This window comes from Bacillus pumilus, from assembly GCF_003431975.1.
GTDB lineage: Bacteria > Bacillota > Bacilli > Bacillales > Bacillaceae > Bacillus > Bacillus pumilus_N.
Window position 1 is genome coordinate 3,097,212 of record NZ_CP027116.1, and the last position, 14,866, is coordinate 3,112,077.

The following is a 14,866-nucleotide window of genomic DNA, read 5'->3' on the forward strand; positions in this document are numbered from 1 at the left end:
TCTCCTTTTTCATTTCTAACAAGTTATTGCTCCTTTTTCTCCTTCAAACCTAAAATGAAAAAAAGAATCCCCATGATGAGAAAAATGAAATACACAACTGTTACTTCCAATGGAATCATGTCAAACATACCTCTAAAAATATCGATACTTAAGCTTTCATTTCTGATCAGTAAAATGGATGCTGTGATATATTTAGCACTAAATACGATCGCAAAAACTAAAAAACAAATACCACTTACATAAAGTTTCTTCATAAAGCTCCCCCTAATAACAATTAAAATTGATCATGACACATCCATCCATATGGAATCAAGTAGTGAATAAGGTTTTTACTTACAATAACTGCACATCAAAAAACAGCCCAATCATTCCTTGGGCTGTTTTCAATTATTCCTTCTTCTCCTTTTTCTCTGGGAGAACAATCGATGGAGCACCTGAATTCGTTCCGCTGCCATTGTAATAATCTGGTACGTCCCCTTGAACGGCTTGGATGGAGACGGGAACTGAGTTTTTGACCACAATTGTTTCAGATGCAAACGGAATGATGACTCTCACCTTGACCTCGATTAGAACACTAATATCAATCAAGGCATTGTTGATACCATAAGGCTTAATGTTTTTTTCAACGTCCGTATGCGGATCACCTATGACACTAAATCGTACAGGCACTTTTGGTCCTAGGTTGGCGATGAGTGCATTTCCGGATGCTTGCCCAAGCGGGATGTTATATATAATGCCGTCATGTCCATCTGTTTGATCCTTTAACGCTTCTTTTGCCTCTTTTTGAAAGTTCCCCTTTTCAATGTCCTCTAAATTTTTTTGAAGATGACGTGACAGGTCAGCCATTGCTTTCGATGTTGCCTGCGCATTAAAATCGATGGTCGTCACTTTTCCGTTCTCACTTGTATTCATGACCACCATATCCTTCATATTTTCCTGATCTTCTGCAAAGTCTTGGACGGAATATTGAATTAGATGATTGGCGATACGCTCTGTTTCTAGTTCAGCGATGTGAATAAGGGTTGGTTTAATGGAGCGGTTAATGAAAAATAGACTGATGACGGTTGAGAGTACAAAGAATAAGATCGCAAGCAGCATGACGTATCGGAATGGCAAAGGGCCCTTTTTATAGGGGCGATAGCGGCGGTTCATTCTCAATAAAAAATCCCCCCTTCTCCATTACAAGTGTATGCAGACAGGCGGGGGATAAGAATCATCTGTTCATTTTATTTCACCATTTTCAATAACGCGTCTCTTCCAATGGTTCCAGCTGAAATACCTAACGCTTCTGCGGCGTATGTCACAGATTCTAAAGGGGCATCAAGCAATTGATCAATGGTTCTCACTCCAACTGCTCTCCCTGCGATAATGCCTCTATCTGCAAGCTTTTCATTTAAGAGCCCGACATCCAGTGCACCGCACATAATATACCCATGTTCATTTGTCACTGCCATAAAATTCGTCTTCGGCAGTTTGACGGTGACGGCTGTAAAGGAATGTCCATCAATATTAATAGGTGTTAAATTCACCAAATCCCTTCACTCCTCTCATCACAATCTATGTGACAAGAGGGCGAGTGTTGTTAGGCAAAAGCGGATTTCATGTGGCTTCCTTCAGGCGCCAAGTAAGCACATCACGTAAAAATTCTGGCATGAAATATTCAATGTGTTCATGGTCACGAATATGAGGAAACAGAGAGCCTAATGTATACATATCGACTGTTCCAACCGTATAGGAAGCGTCTTTATTGATCAATTGATCATGCACAAAAACATCCTTCACCCGTTTGGTTTCACCTTCTTCTAATGTATAGGTGAGACCGCTATACAGCATTTTGCCCATCAGTTCACCTCTAAAGCCGAAACCCTTGATGCGCAGCTGTTCCATTTTTTCTTCACAAGCGCGCCGAACGGTTTCGATGAGCTGTTGACCCGAAAGCGTCACACGAATAGGGTTAATGGGATGCGGGCAGATTCGATGGACTTCTTCTCTTGTCACAATTCCCGCCTCTAATGAATCAAGCACCATCCCAGCATTCATCATGCCGATATCTGCCCCGCACCAATCTTTAATGGCATCTGTTAAGAGCTGTGGAAGCGGAGATACATCAAACCACTTCGTTTCTAGCTTCGCCTCGATCGCTGTCACTTTTTCTTGCATGAGTGTTTTCGCTCTTCTCTCTGCTTGCTTTAAGATAGTGATCGCTTCATCTGATTCACTGATTAGCTGATCCACCGGCTGAACTGTTGCTTTTTTCTCAATCAGCTCATTGCTCGCTGTATCAATGGTCAGCTCGACACAGCCAATATAATGCCCATACTTTTCAGCGCATGCAAGCAGCACCCCATTATCCATTTCACCCTGTTCTAACAGATGGTGCGTGTGTGAGCCTAGGATGATGTCGATGTCAGGGAAATCACGGGCGACCTCCCGATCATGGATGATACCAAGATGGGATAAGAGTACAATCACATCTGCCTGTCCCTTCACTTCTTGCAGCATGTCCCGTATGCTGTCAAAGGGATCTGTCATATCCCAGCCCAGCTTTTCATAGACAGGTGTATACGCAATGGTCACGCCTAAGAGACATATCTTCAGTCCGTTTTCCATTGTGATCATATGATAGGGCTTTGCCCACGACGGCCTTTTACCTTTTTCAAATAAATTGGACAGGATCACTGGAAATTGTGCATGCTCATACAATTGATCCAGTTGATCATGAGGCAGCGTAATGCCTTCATTATTCCCAATCGTGACCCCATCATAGCCAAGCTGATTCAGTAGCTTGACATTCACCTTTCCATAATCAGCTTCTGACACGAGGTTCACTCGGTCCATATGATCGCCAATATCAAACAAGAGCATCTGATCATGAACTTGACGCTTTTCTTCAATATAAGCTGCGATTTTTGGCCAGTTCTCAAAGTGGCTGTGCAAGTCGTTTGTATGATATAACCATAGCTTCTGCAGCATGTTGATCTCTCCCTCAAGTTGTCACTGAACCGTTTCATTCAGGTTGAAAGCCGCAGCTCTCATCTAACTAAATAAATCTAACTGCTTCGGAGAAAGGCTTGAATACGTCATATCCAGCAAATCAATCATCTGCTGGCCGTTCGTCGCTGCATCTCCGCCGGAGTTATTATTAAACACGACATAGACATCTTTTGATTGCTGATGCAGAATGTCGAGATTCTTTTTCCACTCTTTTAATTCAGCTTCATTGTATAAATATAAGTATCGCACTTCACGCCAATTCTCATGGTCTGCGGGGTGAAGCCAGCCCTGCTTATTTCTTCCGTGAAAACGGACCAAGGTTTTTTCACGGTGTGTAGCTTGTATGACTGGTGGAATGGAGCCTTCTCCAACTTGCGGCTCATCACAAACAGAATGAATCCACCCTTCTTTTTCCATAAAGGACAAGGTCTGTTCATAAAATTCATCTGAGAACCATGTGCGGTTTCTGAATTCGAGGGCACATGGAATATCTCCCATCTTCTCTTTACACCATCTTAAATAATGGACGTGCTCTTTTTTGCAATCAAACCATGGGGGAAATTGAAACAGGACCATGGCTAGTTTCCCTTCACGAATAAGCGGGGTCAGTGAAAGAATAAACGCGTCAAACATGTCTTCCTTCGAAGCAAACGGAATGTCACCCCTCTGATGGCCGGTCATTCCTTGATATGCTTTTACGACAAATTGAAAGGCATCTGGCGTATCCTTGATCCACTTTTCATGATTACGCTCAGGCTGAACCGCATAAAAGCTCGCATCCAGCTCCACAATGGGAAACGTAGACGAATAGTGAAATAGCTTTTGCGCGCTGCCGATTTTCGGCGGATAAAGACTGTCATGATCTCCCCAGCCAGTTAATCCGATATAAATCATGTTTCTCACCTCTTGCGACTCTCATGTATAGACGGCTTCCTCACATCAAAGCCTTTGTTTCTTGTGATACCCATCTTTCTGAAAGAAATTCTTCTGTCTACAACATATCACATTTACCCGTAATTCTGAATGAAGATGACTGATGGTATGTGATTTTGTCCTGGCGCTCTGTTTGTTTGTCATATTCATTGACAACTTTCTATCTAAAATCAATTGAGCTGATAACATAAAATGCATATCAGAGATGTTGACAGTGATTGTCCATTTTTTTATTCATCTTCACCAAAAGCTTTAGCTCTCAGTAAAGGAGACCTAGTGGATATGAACATAGACGATAACCTGTTTGAAGCATTACAAAAAATGGCCGCAAGGATTCACAAGCCCGTCTATTTATGTAACCAGCATGGACGTATTCTCTACACATCAAACACCATCATGACGAGCCCAGATTGGATTCACATGCTCCCCTTTTTTCAAAGTAGGACACCCCATTATTTTTCGACGATATATGCGAAGCAAACCTTTTCCATCTTTCCGATTGATCTAACTGAACTAGAATGTGAGTATCTAGTCTCCCTTTCCTTCATTCCTCCGCAGGATGAAGCACTGCATGTCATAATTAAACATGCCATAATTGAAATATCGATATCTCGAATGAGACAATATACTGCCCGGCAAACAGCCAAGCGTGCCAGAAATGAAGGATTTCGCAGATGGATAGAGAGCGCTTCGACTTCTCAGCAAGACGCTGCAACCGTTGCACAGGCATTTGGATTAAGCGTCGATAAGAGCTATCTATGCATGGTCTGTCAGCTTGATCAGCGTCGTGAGACCACTCAATTCTTAAAGCACCAACTGCTTTTAGATCAAGTCGTTGATTTGCTCGACAGCGCACTTCCAAGCTCTCCTTTTCCTTCCTTTCTGTTTGTCAAAGGAGATATGGGCATTGTATTAATGGAAGAGACAGGCAGTTGGTCTGACGTGAGTGACAAGCTCCTCTCTTTTTTAAAACAGTTACAGATGCTCGTTAACATCCAAATGAATCGGACCATTTCCTTTGGCGTGAGCTTGACTAGCTGTCGCATCACCGATTTGTCTGAAGGCTACGGCGAAGCATTAGAGGCTCTTCAAGCTGGATATCTCTCGTCGCAGACGGAATATATTCAGTTCTATCAAGCAAAGGATGTGCCAAATTTATTGAAGCTTATTCCAAGAAAGGATTTGGTCACGTTTCATCAGCTTCACCTTCACCCGCTAGAAGCATCATCACAAGACCAAAGCCTCCTCCACACCTTATCCGTCTATTTAGAAACGCATTGCCACATTTCAGAAACAGCGAAACGCATGTCTATCCATCGCAACACAGTCATTTATCGATTGGAGAAGTGTGAGGAGCTGCTTCGAATCAGTTTAAAAGACCCAGATGCAACATTGCGGCTGCGCTTAGCTTTACGTATTCAAATGTATCTCTCCACATCCTGATTGAATGTTTTTTTCTAAAGCTTTATTGAACCTGCGATGATTCGTTCGTTCATAAAGAAAAATCTCCTGCATGGCATATGAAAGGTGATACTCATGATAAAAAACCGATCATCTCGTGCGGGACTGACCCCATAAAATGAGACAAATAAAAAACACCTTCAAGTTTCAAAACGGATCGTTGTGATCCGAAATAAAACATGGAGGTGTTTTTTCTATGGGGACAAGAGTGAGTTATCCGGTTGAAGTCAAACAGAAGGCTGTAGAAATGAGATTGGCAGGCGTACCTATGAAAGAAATCTTGCAGGAATTGAATATCAAGAATAAGACGCAGGTTCAGACCTGGATGAGGTGGCATAAGGCTGGGGATACACACCGGTTCGAACAGCCTGTTGGAAAACAATATACCTATGGAAAGGGTCCCGAGTACTCTTCCGAATTAGAGAGACTGCAGGCGGAAAATCGTTATCTGAGCCAACAGAATGAAATTTTAAAAAAGTACAACGAATTGGAAAGGAAGTTGATAAGGAAACGTCAATCAAACTGGTAGAAGAATTTCGCAAAACGATGACGGTACAGGACGTTTGTGTCCATTTAGGCATCTTACGCACTTCGTATTATAGATGGAAAAAGGAGCTGAATCAGAATCAATCTAAAAGACAACTAGAGAAACAGGTCGGCACGTTGTGCCGAAAGCACAAGTATCGATATGGATATCGAAAAATCACAGCCATACTAAAAATGAGAATGCGTATTAACCATAAAACTGTTCAACGTATCATGCAGAAAAACCAGTGGCAATGCCGTGTTAAAATGAAAAAGCGTAAGAAGAATGGGCAGCCCTATGCCGTGGCCGGAAACATACTGGATCGGAACTTTCAGTCTGATCGCCCTCTTGAAAAACTAGTAACGGACATCACGTATTTGCCTTATGGACAGAAACCATTGTACCTTTCCAGTATATTGGATTTGTATAATGGAGAAGTGATTGCTTTTAATATTGGTGATAAGCAGGATACAGACTTTATCTTAAACACACTTGATCAGCTACCAGCATTGCCTAAGAACTGCGTGTTACATAGCGATCAAGGTTCTGTGTATACATCTTACGAGTATCAGAAAGCTGTTCATATAAAAGGCATTACCATGAGTATGTCCCGTAAAGGGACACCCGCTGATAATGCCTCCATCGAATCGTTTCATTCCTCACTAAAGTCTGAAACGTTCTATCTTAACAGGATTGATCGAACTACGACCACCATCGTAGAACGCACTGTCAAAGAATACATTTATTATTATAACAACATTCGTATTCAAACGAAACTAAACAACCAATCACCGATAAACTATCGGCAATTGGCTGTATAAAGGTGTTTTGATCCCTGTCTCAAAAACGGGGGTCAGTCCCTGCTGATCGGTTTTTTTATCAATTGATTTTAAGAAACAGCCGGAGCATGCTGCACTTTCTTCCCCCATACGATGGATGCAATAAAGCTTACACAAAGCACCAATGTCCCAAACATAAAAGGAAACTCAATATTCACATCAAATAAGATACCCGCAAGACTTGGCCCGACGATATTGGCAAGGCTCATAAAGGATGTATTAAGACCGCCCGCTATCCCTTGCTGATTACCAGCCATCTTAGACAGCAATGTATTGAGGGCTGGACGAACAAATGATGTAGCCGCCAAAAATAAAATAGAGCCTGTAAAGATCAGCCAAAAGGACGGAGCAACACGGCAGACAATGAGCATCAAAGCTGCTCCTAGCAGTGCATAACGCACAATGCGCATTTCACCAAATCGTTTCACACAGGCGTTCACCAACGCACCTTGGACAAGCACGCCTGCAAGACCCGCAACCGTAATGACAAACGCAATATCCTTCGGTGTAAACCCATGTTTTTGATCTACATATAGGCCAAAAATTGATTCAAAATGAATGATGCCGAAATTGAGAACAAAGGCCAATATGAACAAAAAACCGTACGATGTCTTTAATGCTTGGATCATTTGCACAAAAGGGTTGAAGTGAATATTTTTGTTCAAACGCGCCTCTTCCTGCTTTTCTTTTGTTAATGTTTCAGGTAAAAACAGGATAGATAACAGGGTTGAAAGAGCTGCAAAGGAACCTGCAATAAGAAACGGAAAAGCGATGCCGAACTCGACCAAATAACCGCCGACGCCTGGTCCAATGACAAAACCTAGTGTCATCGCTGCACTAAACAGCCCCATCCCTTTCCCCCTGTCCTTCTCACTTGTGATATCAGCGATGTATGCAAACATCGCCGGCATGAGTAAAGCTCCGGCAGCTCCGCCTAAAAACCGAGACACAAACAGCATCCAAAGCTGATCGGCAAAGGCAAAAATAAACTGGGCGATGGTAAAGCCGGCTATCCCGGCAATGATCAATTTTCTACGTCCAAATCGATCGGTTAGTGCGCCAGCAATCGGCGATAAAGCAAATTGTGTAAGACCTGTTGCAGCCACAAGAAAGCCAAGTGTTTTACCCGTTGCACCAAAGGCTTCAATGTAACTTGGCATGACAGGGACAATGAGGCCAAAGCCGAGCATGGCAATAAAAATATTGAGCATCAAAATATACAATCTGCCCATCTTCTTCATATTAAAACCTCTTTCTGCAAAATAAATGAAAATGATGTCAAAAACTCAGAACTTCTTCAGTATAGCGATATCCTCTTCTATAAGTCTAGTTTTTCAAAAAATAGCGTTCTTTTCCAAATAAAAAATACCCGTATAAGCGGGTATTCCAGATTGTTGACAAAGGGCTAAAATGATCTTGATTTTAACCCTTTGTCTTCTTTTCAGCGTGATAGAAAACCTTTGCAGCCCTAGGAAGGACGAGCACCGGAACGGAGCGAATTGGACATTCGTGAGTACCGGCGCGCAGGACTGACACCGAATGTGAGGGTTTATCTACACGCTAAAAAACCCGCAAATAGCGGGTATCCGTATGATTCTATTCACCTTGTTCATAGATAGAAAGAGCCGCCTGAAGCCCTGCTCCGCAATTGATAGAAGCACCATGTTTGATCAGAATCGCTTCAAGTCCTGCTAACACAAACAGCACGTTTTCTTTTCGGCAGCTATAGCCCATTGTGCCAATTCTCCATATACGCCCGGCAAGCGGTCCAAAGGAGCTGGCAATTTCAATGCCAAAATGCTGGAGCAGATCGGCACGTACAGCTTCTCCATCAATACCACTTGGAATCTTAATACATGTCACAACCGGCATTTTACAGTTTGGATCTCCAAACAATTCAAGTCCCATCGCTTCAAGGCCTATCATCAAAGCTTTCTCATGATAGATGTGCCTTTGAAAACGCTCACTCAGCCCTTCTTCCAGCACAACACGAACTCCTTCTCGAAGTGCATAAAGCATCGTTGTCGCTTCTGTATGATGATTTAACCGCCTCGGACTCCAATAATCCTGGAGCTGACTGAGATCGAAGTAATTGCTTTTAATTGGAGAAACATCTATCTGCTTCTGTAATTCATCCTGTGTTGCAATTCCTTTTTCTACTTTCTTTCTCGATTCAACGACAGCTGCCACCCGGTCATTATACGTGATAGGTGACATACCTGATGGAACGGACAAGCATTTCTGCGTGCCGCCAATCGCCGCATCAATCTTCCATTCGTCTACTTTCACCTGGGCCCCGCCAATGGTTGCCACAGCGTCTACAATGAACAATGCATCAAGCGCCCGGCACGCTTCTCCAATTTGCTCAAGCGGTTGCAACCGCCCAGTAGATGTTTCACCATGAACCATCGCAACGATTTTAGGCTTGACCTGCTTCATTTCCCGAATGATCTCGCTAGGGTCAAAAACCGTTCCCCATTCACATTCCATTGTATGTACATCAGCACCGTAGCGCTGTCCTATTTCAATGAGCAAATGACCAAAGCGTCCAAAAACAGGCACGAGCATCGAATCTCCCGGTTCAATCACACTGGCAAGCACTGCTTCAAGCCCTGAACGAGACGTGCCGTCTATCGGAAAAGCCCATTCATTTTCTGTTTGAAAAAGTGACCGCAATAAGGTCATCGTCTCATTCATGATGTGTGTAAATGCTGGATCAAATTGCCCAAGAATAGGGGTACTCATCACGCGGAGCACTCTCGGGTCTACTTCAACAGGTCCTGGTGTCATAATCGTTCTTGAAGGTGTTTGCAGTTCTTTCACGTTATCCATCCTCTCCCTTGATGTCGTCCTATATGCCCACTTATACAGCAATGCTAATAAAATAGCAATCTCTTTTCTAATGAATTTATTACATAAAATTTACGATAAATCCATTTATTTCTTTCTGTCAATATGATAGAAATAAAGAGAATACATTCCCTATCGAGGAGGAAATTGAATGAAGAGAACCCTATTTGGAACTGTGGCTGCCGGAATCATGATATTCGGCACGTTAGCCGCCCCGCTGCCTCCAGCTGCGAATGCTCAAAGCTTTACTCTGAATGAACCGAGTCAAACCATCACCTTTTCCCCGTTACAGCTTCAAAATGAAACATCTGCACAACAACCGAAAACAGCTGCTTCAAGTCAAATCGATTCCTATTATCAATCTGCTCAGGGCAAATCAGGACCCGCTCTCAAAAAAGCATTACACGATATTATTGATGACCATACACAGCTATCCTACAGCCAAGTTTGGGATGCATTAAAGAAAACAGATGAAGATCCAAAAAATCCAAGCAATGTGCTCTTGCTCTATAGCGGAGTCTCCCGCTCAAAGCAAGCAAACGGCGGAAATGTGGGACAGTGGAACCGGGAGCATGTGTGGGCTAAGTCTCACGGCAATTTTGGGACAAGCCAGGGCCCAGGTACAGATCTCCATCACCTGCGGGCAACAGACGTACAAACGAATAGCACACGTGGAAATTTAGATTTTGATATAGGCGGAAATGAATACAAGGGAGCGCCGGGCAACTTTTACGACAGCGACTCATTCGAACCTAATAGCCGGGTGAAAGGGGATGTGGCAAGAATGCTCTTTTATATGGCGGTGCGGTACGAGGGTGATGACCGCTTTCCTGATTTAGAATTGAACAATAAAGTGAATAATGGAAGTGCCCCTCTTCACGGAAAAATGTCCGTGCTTCTCAAATGGCACAATCAAGACCCAGTCGATCAAATCGAACGGAATCGTAACGAAATCATCTATCAAACGTATCAGCACAATCGCAATCCTTTTATTGATCACCCTGAATGGGCAAGCGATATTTGGGAATAAAAAAGAAGGCACTGCTATGAGCAAGCAGTGCCTTTCTTTTTTTCAAGTGGACAGACGAGACAATAATCGAGACTCTCTGATTTTTTCTCGAGCTTATAATACATACAGCAAGTCTTTCGGTCGGATGCTTCTAGTAAGCTGTCATCTAAGTTTAAGCTGTGGTGAAATGGATTCTGTTTTACTCCAAATACGTCACCAGCCGCTTGCTTCAGATATAGATAATCCTCTCGCACTCGCTGCTTCACCACAGGCTCTTCAGCTTCCCGCATCATGCTGCGATAAAGAGAATTAATACGAACCGCTACATTTTCCCATAAAATTGAATACGGAAGTCTTGAAGTACGCTTCAGAACATCTAAAAGAGGTGTGACACACTCTGTAAACAGCGCATGCACAACCTGCTCTCTCCATTCATGTCGATTTCCTACTAGTGGAACAAACGAACACAATGACTCATCAATTTCAATTTTCCGATCCTCTCTAAAGGCACATGCCTCCGGTGGAAACTGATAGACACCGTCATATATCGTCATCAAGTACAAAGAGGAACTGACGGCTAAGTAAGCATAACGCTTTGAAAACATCGACGCTGCCACCGCCATATTCGGCGCATGCATCGCTTCCTTTTCAGCCTCTAATAAACGCAGGACAGATGCTTCTGAAAAAAGCGCAGCAAGTGTGCGTTCAGATGTCATTGGTTTATTTGTGATGTGTACCCCGAAATCAAGTAATTCTCTCTCAACCCACTCTGGCCTCATATCAAAACCCCATCTTTCGTTTAGCGATTTCGTTGTTGATATAGTAAATAAATAAAGAACGGTGCACCAATTGCAGCCGTAAAGACACCTGCTGGTACATCTAACGGTAGAAAAGCCGTTCTAGCGACTAAATCTGCCAGCATCACGAGAATACTTCCAACAAGGGCAGATGCTGGGACCAGCGCAATGAAGGAACGGCCGATGATCATCCGTGCGACATGCGGCGCCATGAGTCCAACAAATTCAATGCCGCCTGCAAAGGCAACGGCTATACCCGCCAATGTTACACTCATGAGTAGAAAGAATAATCGCCTTGCCTGCACTTTAACTCCGAGGCCTGTTGCGAGATCATCTCCAAGCTCCTTCACATTCATCGTTCTGGCTAATACCATCACAATCGGTAAAATGATCATGACCCAAGGAAGCATCGACGTAACGTCCTTCATCGTAGAACCATATAAACTGCCCGTCAGCCAAATATATGACTTTGTCGTTGTCATCGTATCACTAAGAACAAGAGTAAACGTCACACATGCCTTCATAATGGCAGAAATCCCAATTCCCATTAGGACAAGTGTGATCGGTTTGACTCCTTTTTTCCATGAAAGCAAATAAATGAGGCACGATACGGCAAATGCACCTGCAACCGCCCATAACGATTGATATGCAATAGGTAAAGCCCCCATCCAAAAGACAATAAACATAATCGCACCAAAGGAAGCACCGCTCGTAATCCCGATGATGTCAGGCGATGCAAGCGGGTTGCGGATTAATCCTTGCAGAATAAGCCCTGATACCGCAAGTGCGGCTCCCACTAAGACAGCCAGCAGTGTTCTTGGAATCCTCAGCGTGTTTAGCACAAAGGAGTTTCCCTCTCTCTGACCGATTAAATGAAGCAGCACATCCATTGGCTGAATAAACCGGCTACCCATACAAAGACTGAGAATAAATAACCCAAAAGCAATGGCCGTCAATAATAGTAAAATCAAAAACGTCCGCTTTGAAAATTGAAATGAAATGCGTTCACCCTTTGAACGCACTGTATATGTTTTAGCCACCTGTCTTCAACCCCTTGCGCACGAGATAAACAAATAGAGGCGCTCCTGCTACCGCCGTCATGACACCGATCGGTACTTCCTGCGGCATGATCAGAAAACGAGCCGCAAGATCAGCGACAAGTAAAAGCGACGCCCCCACAACGGCACAATACGGCAGTACCCAGCGGTGGTCAGGTCCGACAAGCTTTTTCACAATATGCGGCACTAGAAAACCAACAAATCCAATGGATCCTGCGACAGCAACAGAACCACCTGCTAAAAAGACGACAAGAACTCCCATCGTGATTTTCAGCACCAGCGTACGTTGACCAAGTCCCTTTGCAATATCATCTCCTGACAAAAGGACATTGATGGAGCGTCCAAGAAGCAGCGCCACAATGGTTGCACCTAAAATATAAGGCAAAACAGGCAGCAGCATATCCATGCTTCTTCCAGACACTGAACCCGCCATCCAGAACAGGATGCTTTGAATCGACTGTTCATTTACAATTAAAAGACCTTGTGTAAAGGACGCAAACAGTGCAGATATCGCCGCACCTGCAAGGACAATTTTGACCGGTGTCAATCCATCTCTTCCAATGGAGCCCAAGAGAAAAACGAGCATCCCTGCAATCGCCGCACCTAAAAAGGCTGTCCACATATAGCCTGTTAATGACTCTGTTGAAAAGAAAACAATTGAAATGACGATAAAAAATAGTCCACCTGCATTAATTCCTAACAAATCTGGTGCCGCAAGCGGATTTCTCGTTAATGCCTGCATCAGTGCACCCGAAATGGCTAGACTTGATCCAACAACCGTTGCAATTAAAGCTCTTGATAATCTGGATGTCATGACAATCACACTGTTTGGGTCCGATTCATCAAAATGAAGAAACGCATGGATGGTGGCTTTGAGGGAAATCGAGGTTTGCCCAAGAGAAATGCTGAGCATAAAAAAGACCAACATCAATACGACGAATCCAGCAAACAGCAGCGCCTTGCTCGAATCCTTTTTTAATAAACTTCTCATCTGATTCCCGCTTTCAGTCTGTTATGGAAAAAGGAGAAAATGGTTTTTCACATTTTCTCCTCTGTTATCCTTATTTATCAATTCCGAGACGATCATAAATATCATCAAGCATCATGTTTGCAGCGATAATACCGCCACCCATATTCCAAGTGATTTCATCGACTTTATGCACTTGTTTCGCTTTCACCGCGTCAAGCTGCTTCCATAAAGGATGACTCGTCCACTCTTTATATGCTTTTTCAACCGCTTTATCCTGATCATCCATGAAGTAATAGATCACATCTGCATCCATTTGTGGAATGCTCTCTTTGTCTGTAAGTGTAATGATGTCTTGCTTTTTATCTTTGACATTCTTAGGTCCTTCAAAGCCTAGCTCTGTTAAAATCGACCCTGCGAATCCAGTTTGATAGATTCTAGCATGATCTGCACGGAAGTTCACCACAGATACACTCATTGGCCAGTTTTTGATATCCTTTTTCGCTTTTTCTTTGAAGTCAGCGACGCGGTCATCCCACTTCGTCAGCAAATCTTTTGACTTGTCTTGCTGGTTTAACGCCTCACCCATTAACTTCACTGTATCTTTAAATGTGAACACAGTTTCAGTCGCAACAGTTGGCGCGATTTCTTGCAGCTGATCAAAAATTTGCTCGTGGCGGATCTTCGATGCAATGATCAAATCTGGTTTAAGTTTTTCAATTTCCTCTAAGTTTGGCTGAGTTTCCTGCCCAACAATTTTGACATCCTTTAAGTCATTTCTTAAATATTTATACGTAGGTGCTTCAAGCCATGATTCAACAACACCCACTGGTTTAATCCCCATAGCGACTGCTGCATCGGTTGCTCCTTGGTACAGCGTCACAATACGCTTTGGTTTATCCTTAATATTATCAGTCGAACCGATAGCGCTTTCAACGGTTCTTGTTTTATCTTTACTATCTGACTTGCCTTCACTGCTATTGCTGCCACAAGCTGTAAGTAAAACGATGGAGAGCACAACTAATAGCGACCAAAAAGATTTTTTGAACATGTACCTCACCTATCCATTCTATATGTATTCATATCGTTTGATAACGATTCTCATTATCACACTATGATTTTATCATAGAAAGGGATGGTGTCAATGTAAAATATAAAAATAACAACTGATCATCGCCTCATCACATCATGACATATTATAGGAAAACACAATTCTTTCATCTTTTTTACCGTCTTCTATTTCTTTCTGCGATGGAGTAAGTAATTTTTTAAAGGAAGCTTTGAACTCTATGCTTATGTTGGCTAAAGTATCAGCAATAAATTTAAAAAACACCGACAAGAAATGCTGGGATGTATTTCTTGTCGGTGTTTTTATCGGTGTTTCTTTAATGAGTGATACGATCTTTGTTGAAAAAGTTTCGATTCTCCTGTA

General features: G+C 42.9%; 14 protein-coding genes. 3 read left to right on the forward strand and 11 right to left on the reverse strand.

The genetic code is table 11. The features are described from left to right. Positions 1-23 precede the first annotated feature (23 nt). The 5 genes from C5695_RS16150 to C5695_RS16170 all read right to left on the reverse strand — a co-directional run bounded on the left by C5695_RS16150 (position 24) and on the right by C5695_RS16170 (position 3,888). Positions 24-254: a hypothetical protein gene (locus C5695_RS16150; protein WP_117731573.1), complete on the reverse strand. Its 231-nt coding sequence runs from the start codon at positions 252-254 to the stop codon at positions 24-26. 133 nt (positions 255-387) lie between these two features. Further along, positions 388-1,152 (reverse strand): sporulation protein YunB, encoded by a 765-nt coding sequence (gene yunB / locus C5695_RS16155; protein WP_044140941.1) that lies wholly within the window; start codon positions 1,150-1,152, stop codon positions 388-390. Between the two features lie 74 nt (positions 1,153-1,226). Next, positions 1,227-1,532, reverse strand: a complete 306-nt coding sequence (locus tag C5695_RS16160; protein WP_117731574.1) for a YunC family protein — start codon at positions 1,530-1,532, stop codon at positions 1,227-1,229. Between the two features lie 67 nt (positions 1,533-1,599). Next, positions 1,600-2,973 carry a bifunctional metallophosphatase/5'-nucleotidase gene (locus C5695_RS16165; protein ID WP_117731575.1) on the reverse strand — a complete coding sequence of 458 codons (1,374 nt, stop codon included), beginning with the start codon at positions 2,971-2,973 and terminating at the stop codon, positions 1,600-1,602. Between the two features lie 63 nt (positions 2,974-3,036). Then, positions 3,037-3,888: a DUF72 domain-containing protein gene (locus C5695_RS16170; protein ID WP_117731576.1), complete on the reverse strand. Its 852-nt coding sequence runs from the start codon at positions 3,886-3,888 to the stop codon at positions 3,037-3,039. A gap of 321 nt (positions 3,889-4,209) precedes the next feature. On the opposite strand from C5695_RS16170, the gene C5695_RS16175 reads away from it, so the two are divergent. Continuing rightward, positions 4,210-5,370, forward strand: a complete 1,161-nt coding sequence (locus C5695_RS16175; protein WP_117731577.1) for a PucR family transcriptional regulator — start codon at positions 4,210-4,212, stop codon at positions 5,368-5,370. Between the two features lie 214 nt (positions 5,371-5,584). Beyond that, a protein-coding gene (locus C5695_RS16180) for an IS3 family transposase (protein WP_117730376.1) occupies positions 5,585-6,735 on the forward strand; the annotation gives its coding sequence in 2 pieces (ribosomal slippage) (positions 5,585-5,858 and positions 5,858-6,735; 1,152 coding nt in all). Positions 6,736-6,803: 68 nt separating this feature from the next. Here the strand turns inward: C5695_RS16180 and C5695_RS16185 are convergent. Together C5695_RS16185 and C5695_RS16195 are read right to left on the reverse strand one after the other, a co-directional pair. After that, positions 6,804-7,994: an MFS transporter gene (locus C5695_RS16185; RefSeq protein ID WP_117731578.1), complete on the reverse strand. Its 1,191-nt coding sequence runs from the start codon at positions 7,992-7,994 to the stop codon at positions 6,804-6,806. 355 nt (positions 7,995-8,349) lie between these two features. Beyond that, entirely contained in the window at positions 8,350-9,585 is a 1,236-nt protein-coding gene (locus C5695_RS16195) for a pyridoxal-phosphate-dependent aminotransferase family protein (RefSeq protein WP_117731579.1), read from the reverse strand. 169 nt (positions 9,586-9,754) lie between these two features. On the opposite strand from C5695_RS16195, the gene C5695_RS16200 reads away from it, so the two are divergent. Next, entirely contained in the window at positions 9,755-10,633 is an 879-nt protein-coding gene (locus C5695_RS16200; protein WP_117731580.1) for an endonuclease I family protein, read from the forward strand. A 14-nt stretch (positions 10,634-10,647) separates the two neighbouring features. On the opposite strand, the gene C5695_RS16205 is transcribed toward C5695_RS16200, so the two are convergent. From C5695_RS16205 to C5695_RS16220, 4 genes are all read right to left on the reverse strand, one after another. Beyond that, positions 10,648-11,391, reverse strand: coding sequence for an IucA/IucC family C-terminal-domain containing protein (locus C5695_RS16205; protein ID WP_117731581.1), 744 nt, complete (start codon positions 11,389-11,391; stop codon positions 10,648-10,650). Between the two features lie 20 nt (positions 11,392-11,411). Beyond that, positions 11,412-12,449, reverse strand: coding sequence for a FecCD family ABC transporter permease (locus tag C5695_RS16210; RefSeq protein WP_117731582.1), 1,038 nt, complete (start codon positions 12,447-12,449; stop codon positions 11,412-11,414). Further along, entirely contained in the window at positions 12,442-13,458 is a 1,017-nt protein-coding gene (locus C5695_RS16215; protein ID WP_117731583.1) for a FecCD family ABC transporter permease, read from the reverse strand. The genes C5695_RS16210 and C5695_RS16215 overlap by 8 nt, the downstream gene beginning before the upstream one ends. A 70-nt stretch (positions 13,459-13,528) precedes the next feature. Next, positions 13,529-14,485, reverse strand: coding sequence for an ABC transporter substrate-binding protein (locus tag C5695_RS16220; protein WP_117731584.1), 957 nt, complete (start codon positions 14,483-14,485; stop codon positions 13,529-13,531). Positions 14,486-14,866 lie beyond the last annotated feature (381 nt).

Coding starts and splice junctions, on each gene's coding strand:
- C5695_RS16150 (WP_117731573.1), bottom strand. CDS start 254: ATGAAGAAACTTTATGTAAGTGGTATTTGTTTTTTAGTTTTTGCGATC.
- yunB (WP_044140941.1), bottom strand. CDS start 1,152: ATGAACCGCCGCTATCGCCCCTATAAAAAGGGCCCTTTGCCATTCCGA.
- C5695_RS16165 (WP_117731575.1), bottom strand. CDS start 2,973: ATGCTGCAGAAGCTATGGTTATATCATACAAACGACTTGCACAGCCAC.
- C5695_RS16170 (WP_117731576.1), bottom strand. CDS start 3,888: ATGATTTATATCGGATTAACTGGCTGGGGAGATCATGACAGTCTTTAT.
- C5695_RS16175 (WP_117731577.1), top strand. CDS start 4,210: ATGAACATAGACGATAACCTGTTTGAAGCATTACAAAAAATGGCCGCA.
- C5695_RS16185 (WP_117731578.1), bottom strand. CDS start 7,994: ATGAAGAAGATGGGCAGATTGTATATTTTGATGCTCAATATTTTTATT.
- C5695_RS16195 (WP_117731579.1), bottom strand. CDS start 9,585: ATGGATAACGTGAAAGAACTGCAAACACCTTCAAGAACGATTATGACA.
- C5695_RS16200 (WP_117731580.1), top strand. CDS start 9,755: ATGAAGAGAACCCTATTTGGAACTGTGGCTGCCGGAATCATGATATTC.
- C5695_RS16205 (WP_117731581.1), bottom strand. CDS start 11,391: ATGAGGCCAGAGTGGGTTGAGAGAGAATTACTTGATTTCGGGGTACAC.
- C5695_RS16215 (WP_117731583.1), bottom strand. CDS start 13,458: ATGAGAAGTTTATTAAAAAAGGATTCGAGCAAGGCGCTGCTGTTTGCT.
- C5695_RS16220 (WP_117731584.1), bottom strand. CDS start 14,485: ATGTTCAAAAAATCTTTTTGGTCGCTATTAGTTGTGCTCTCCATCGTT.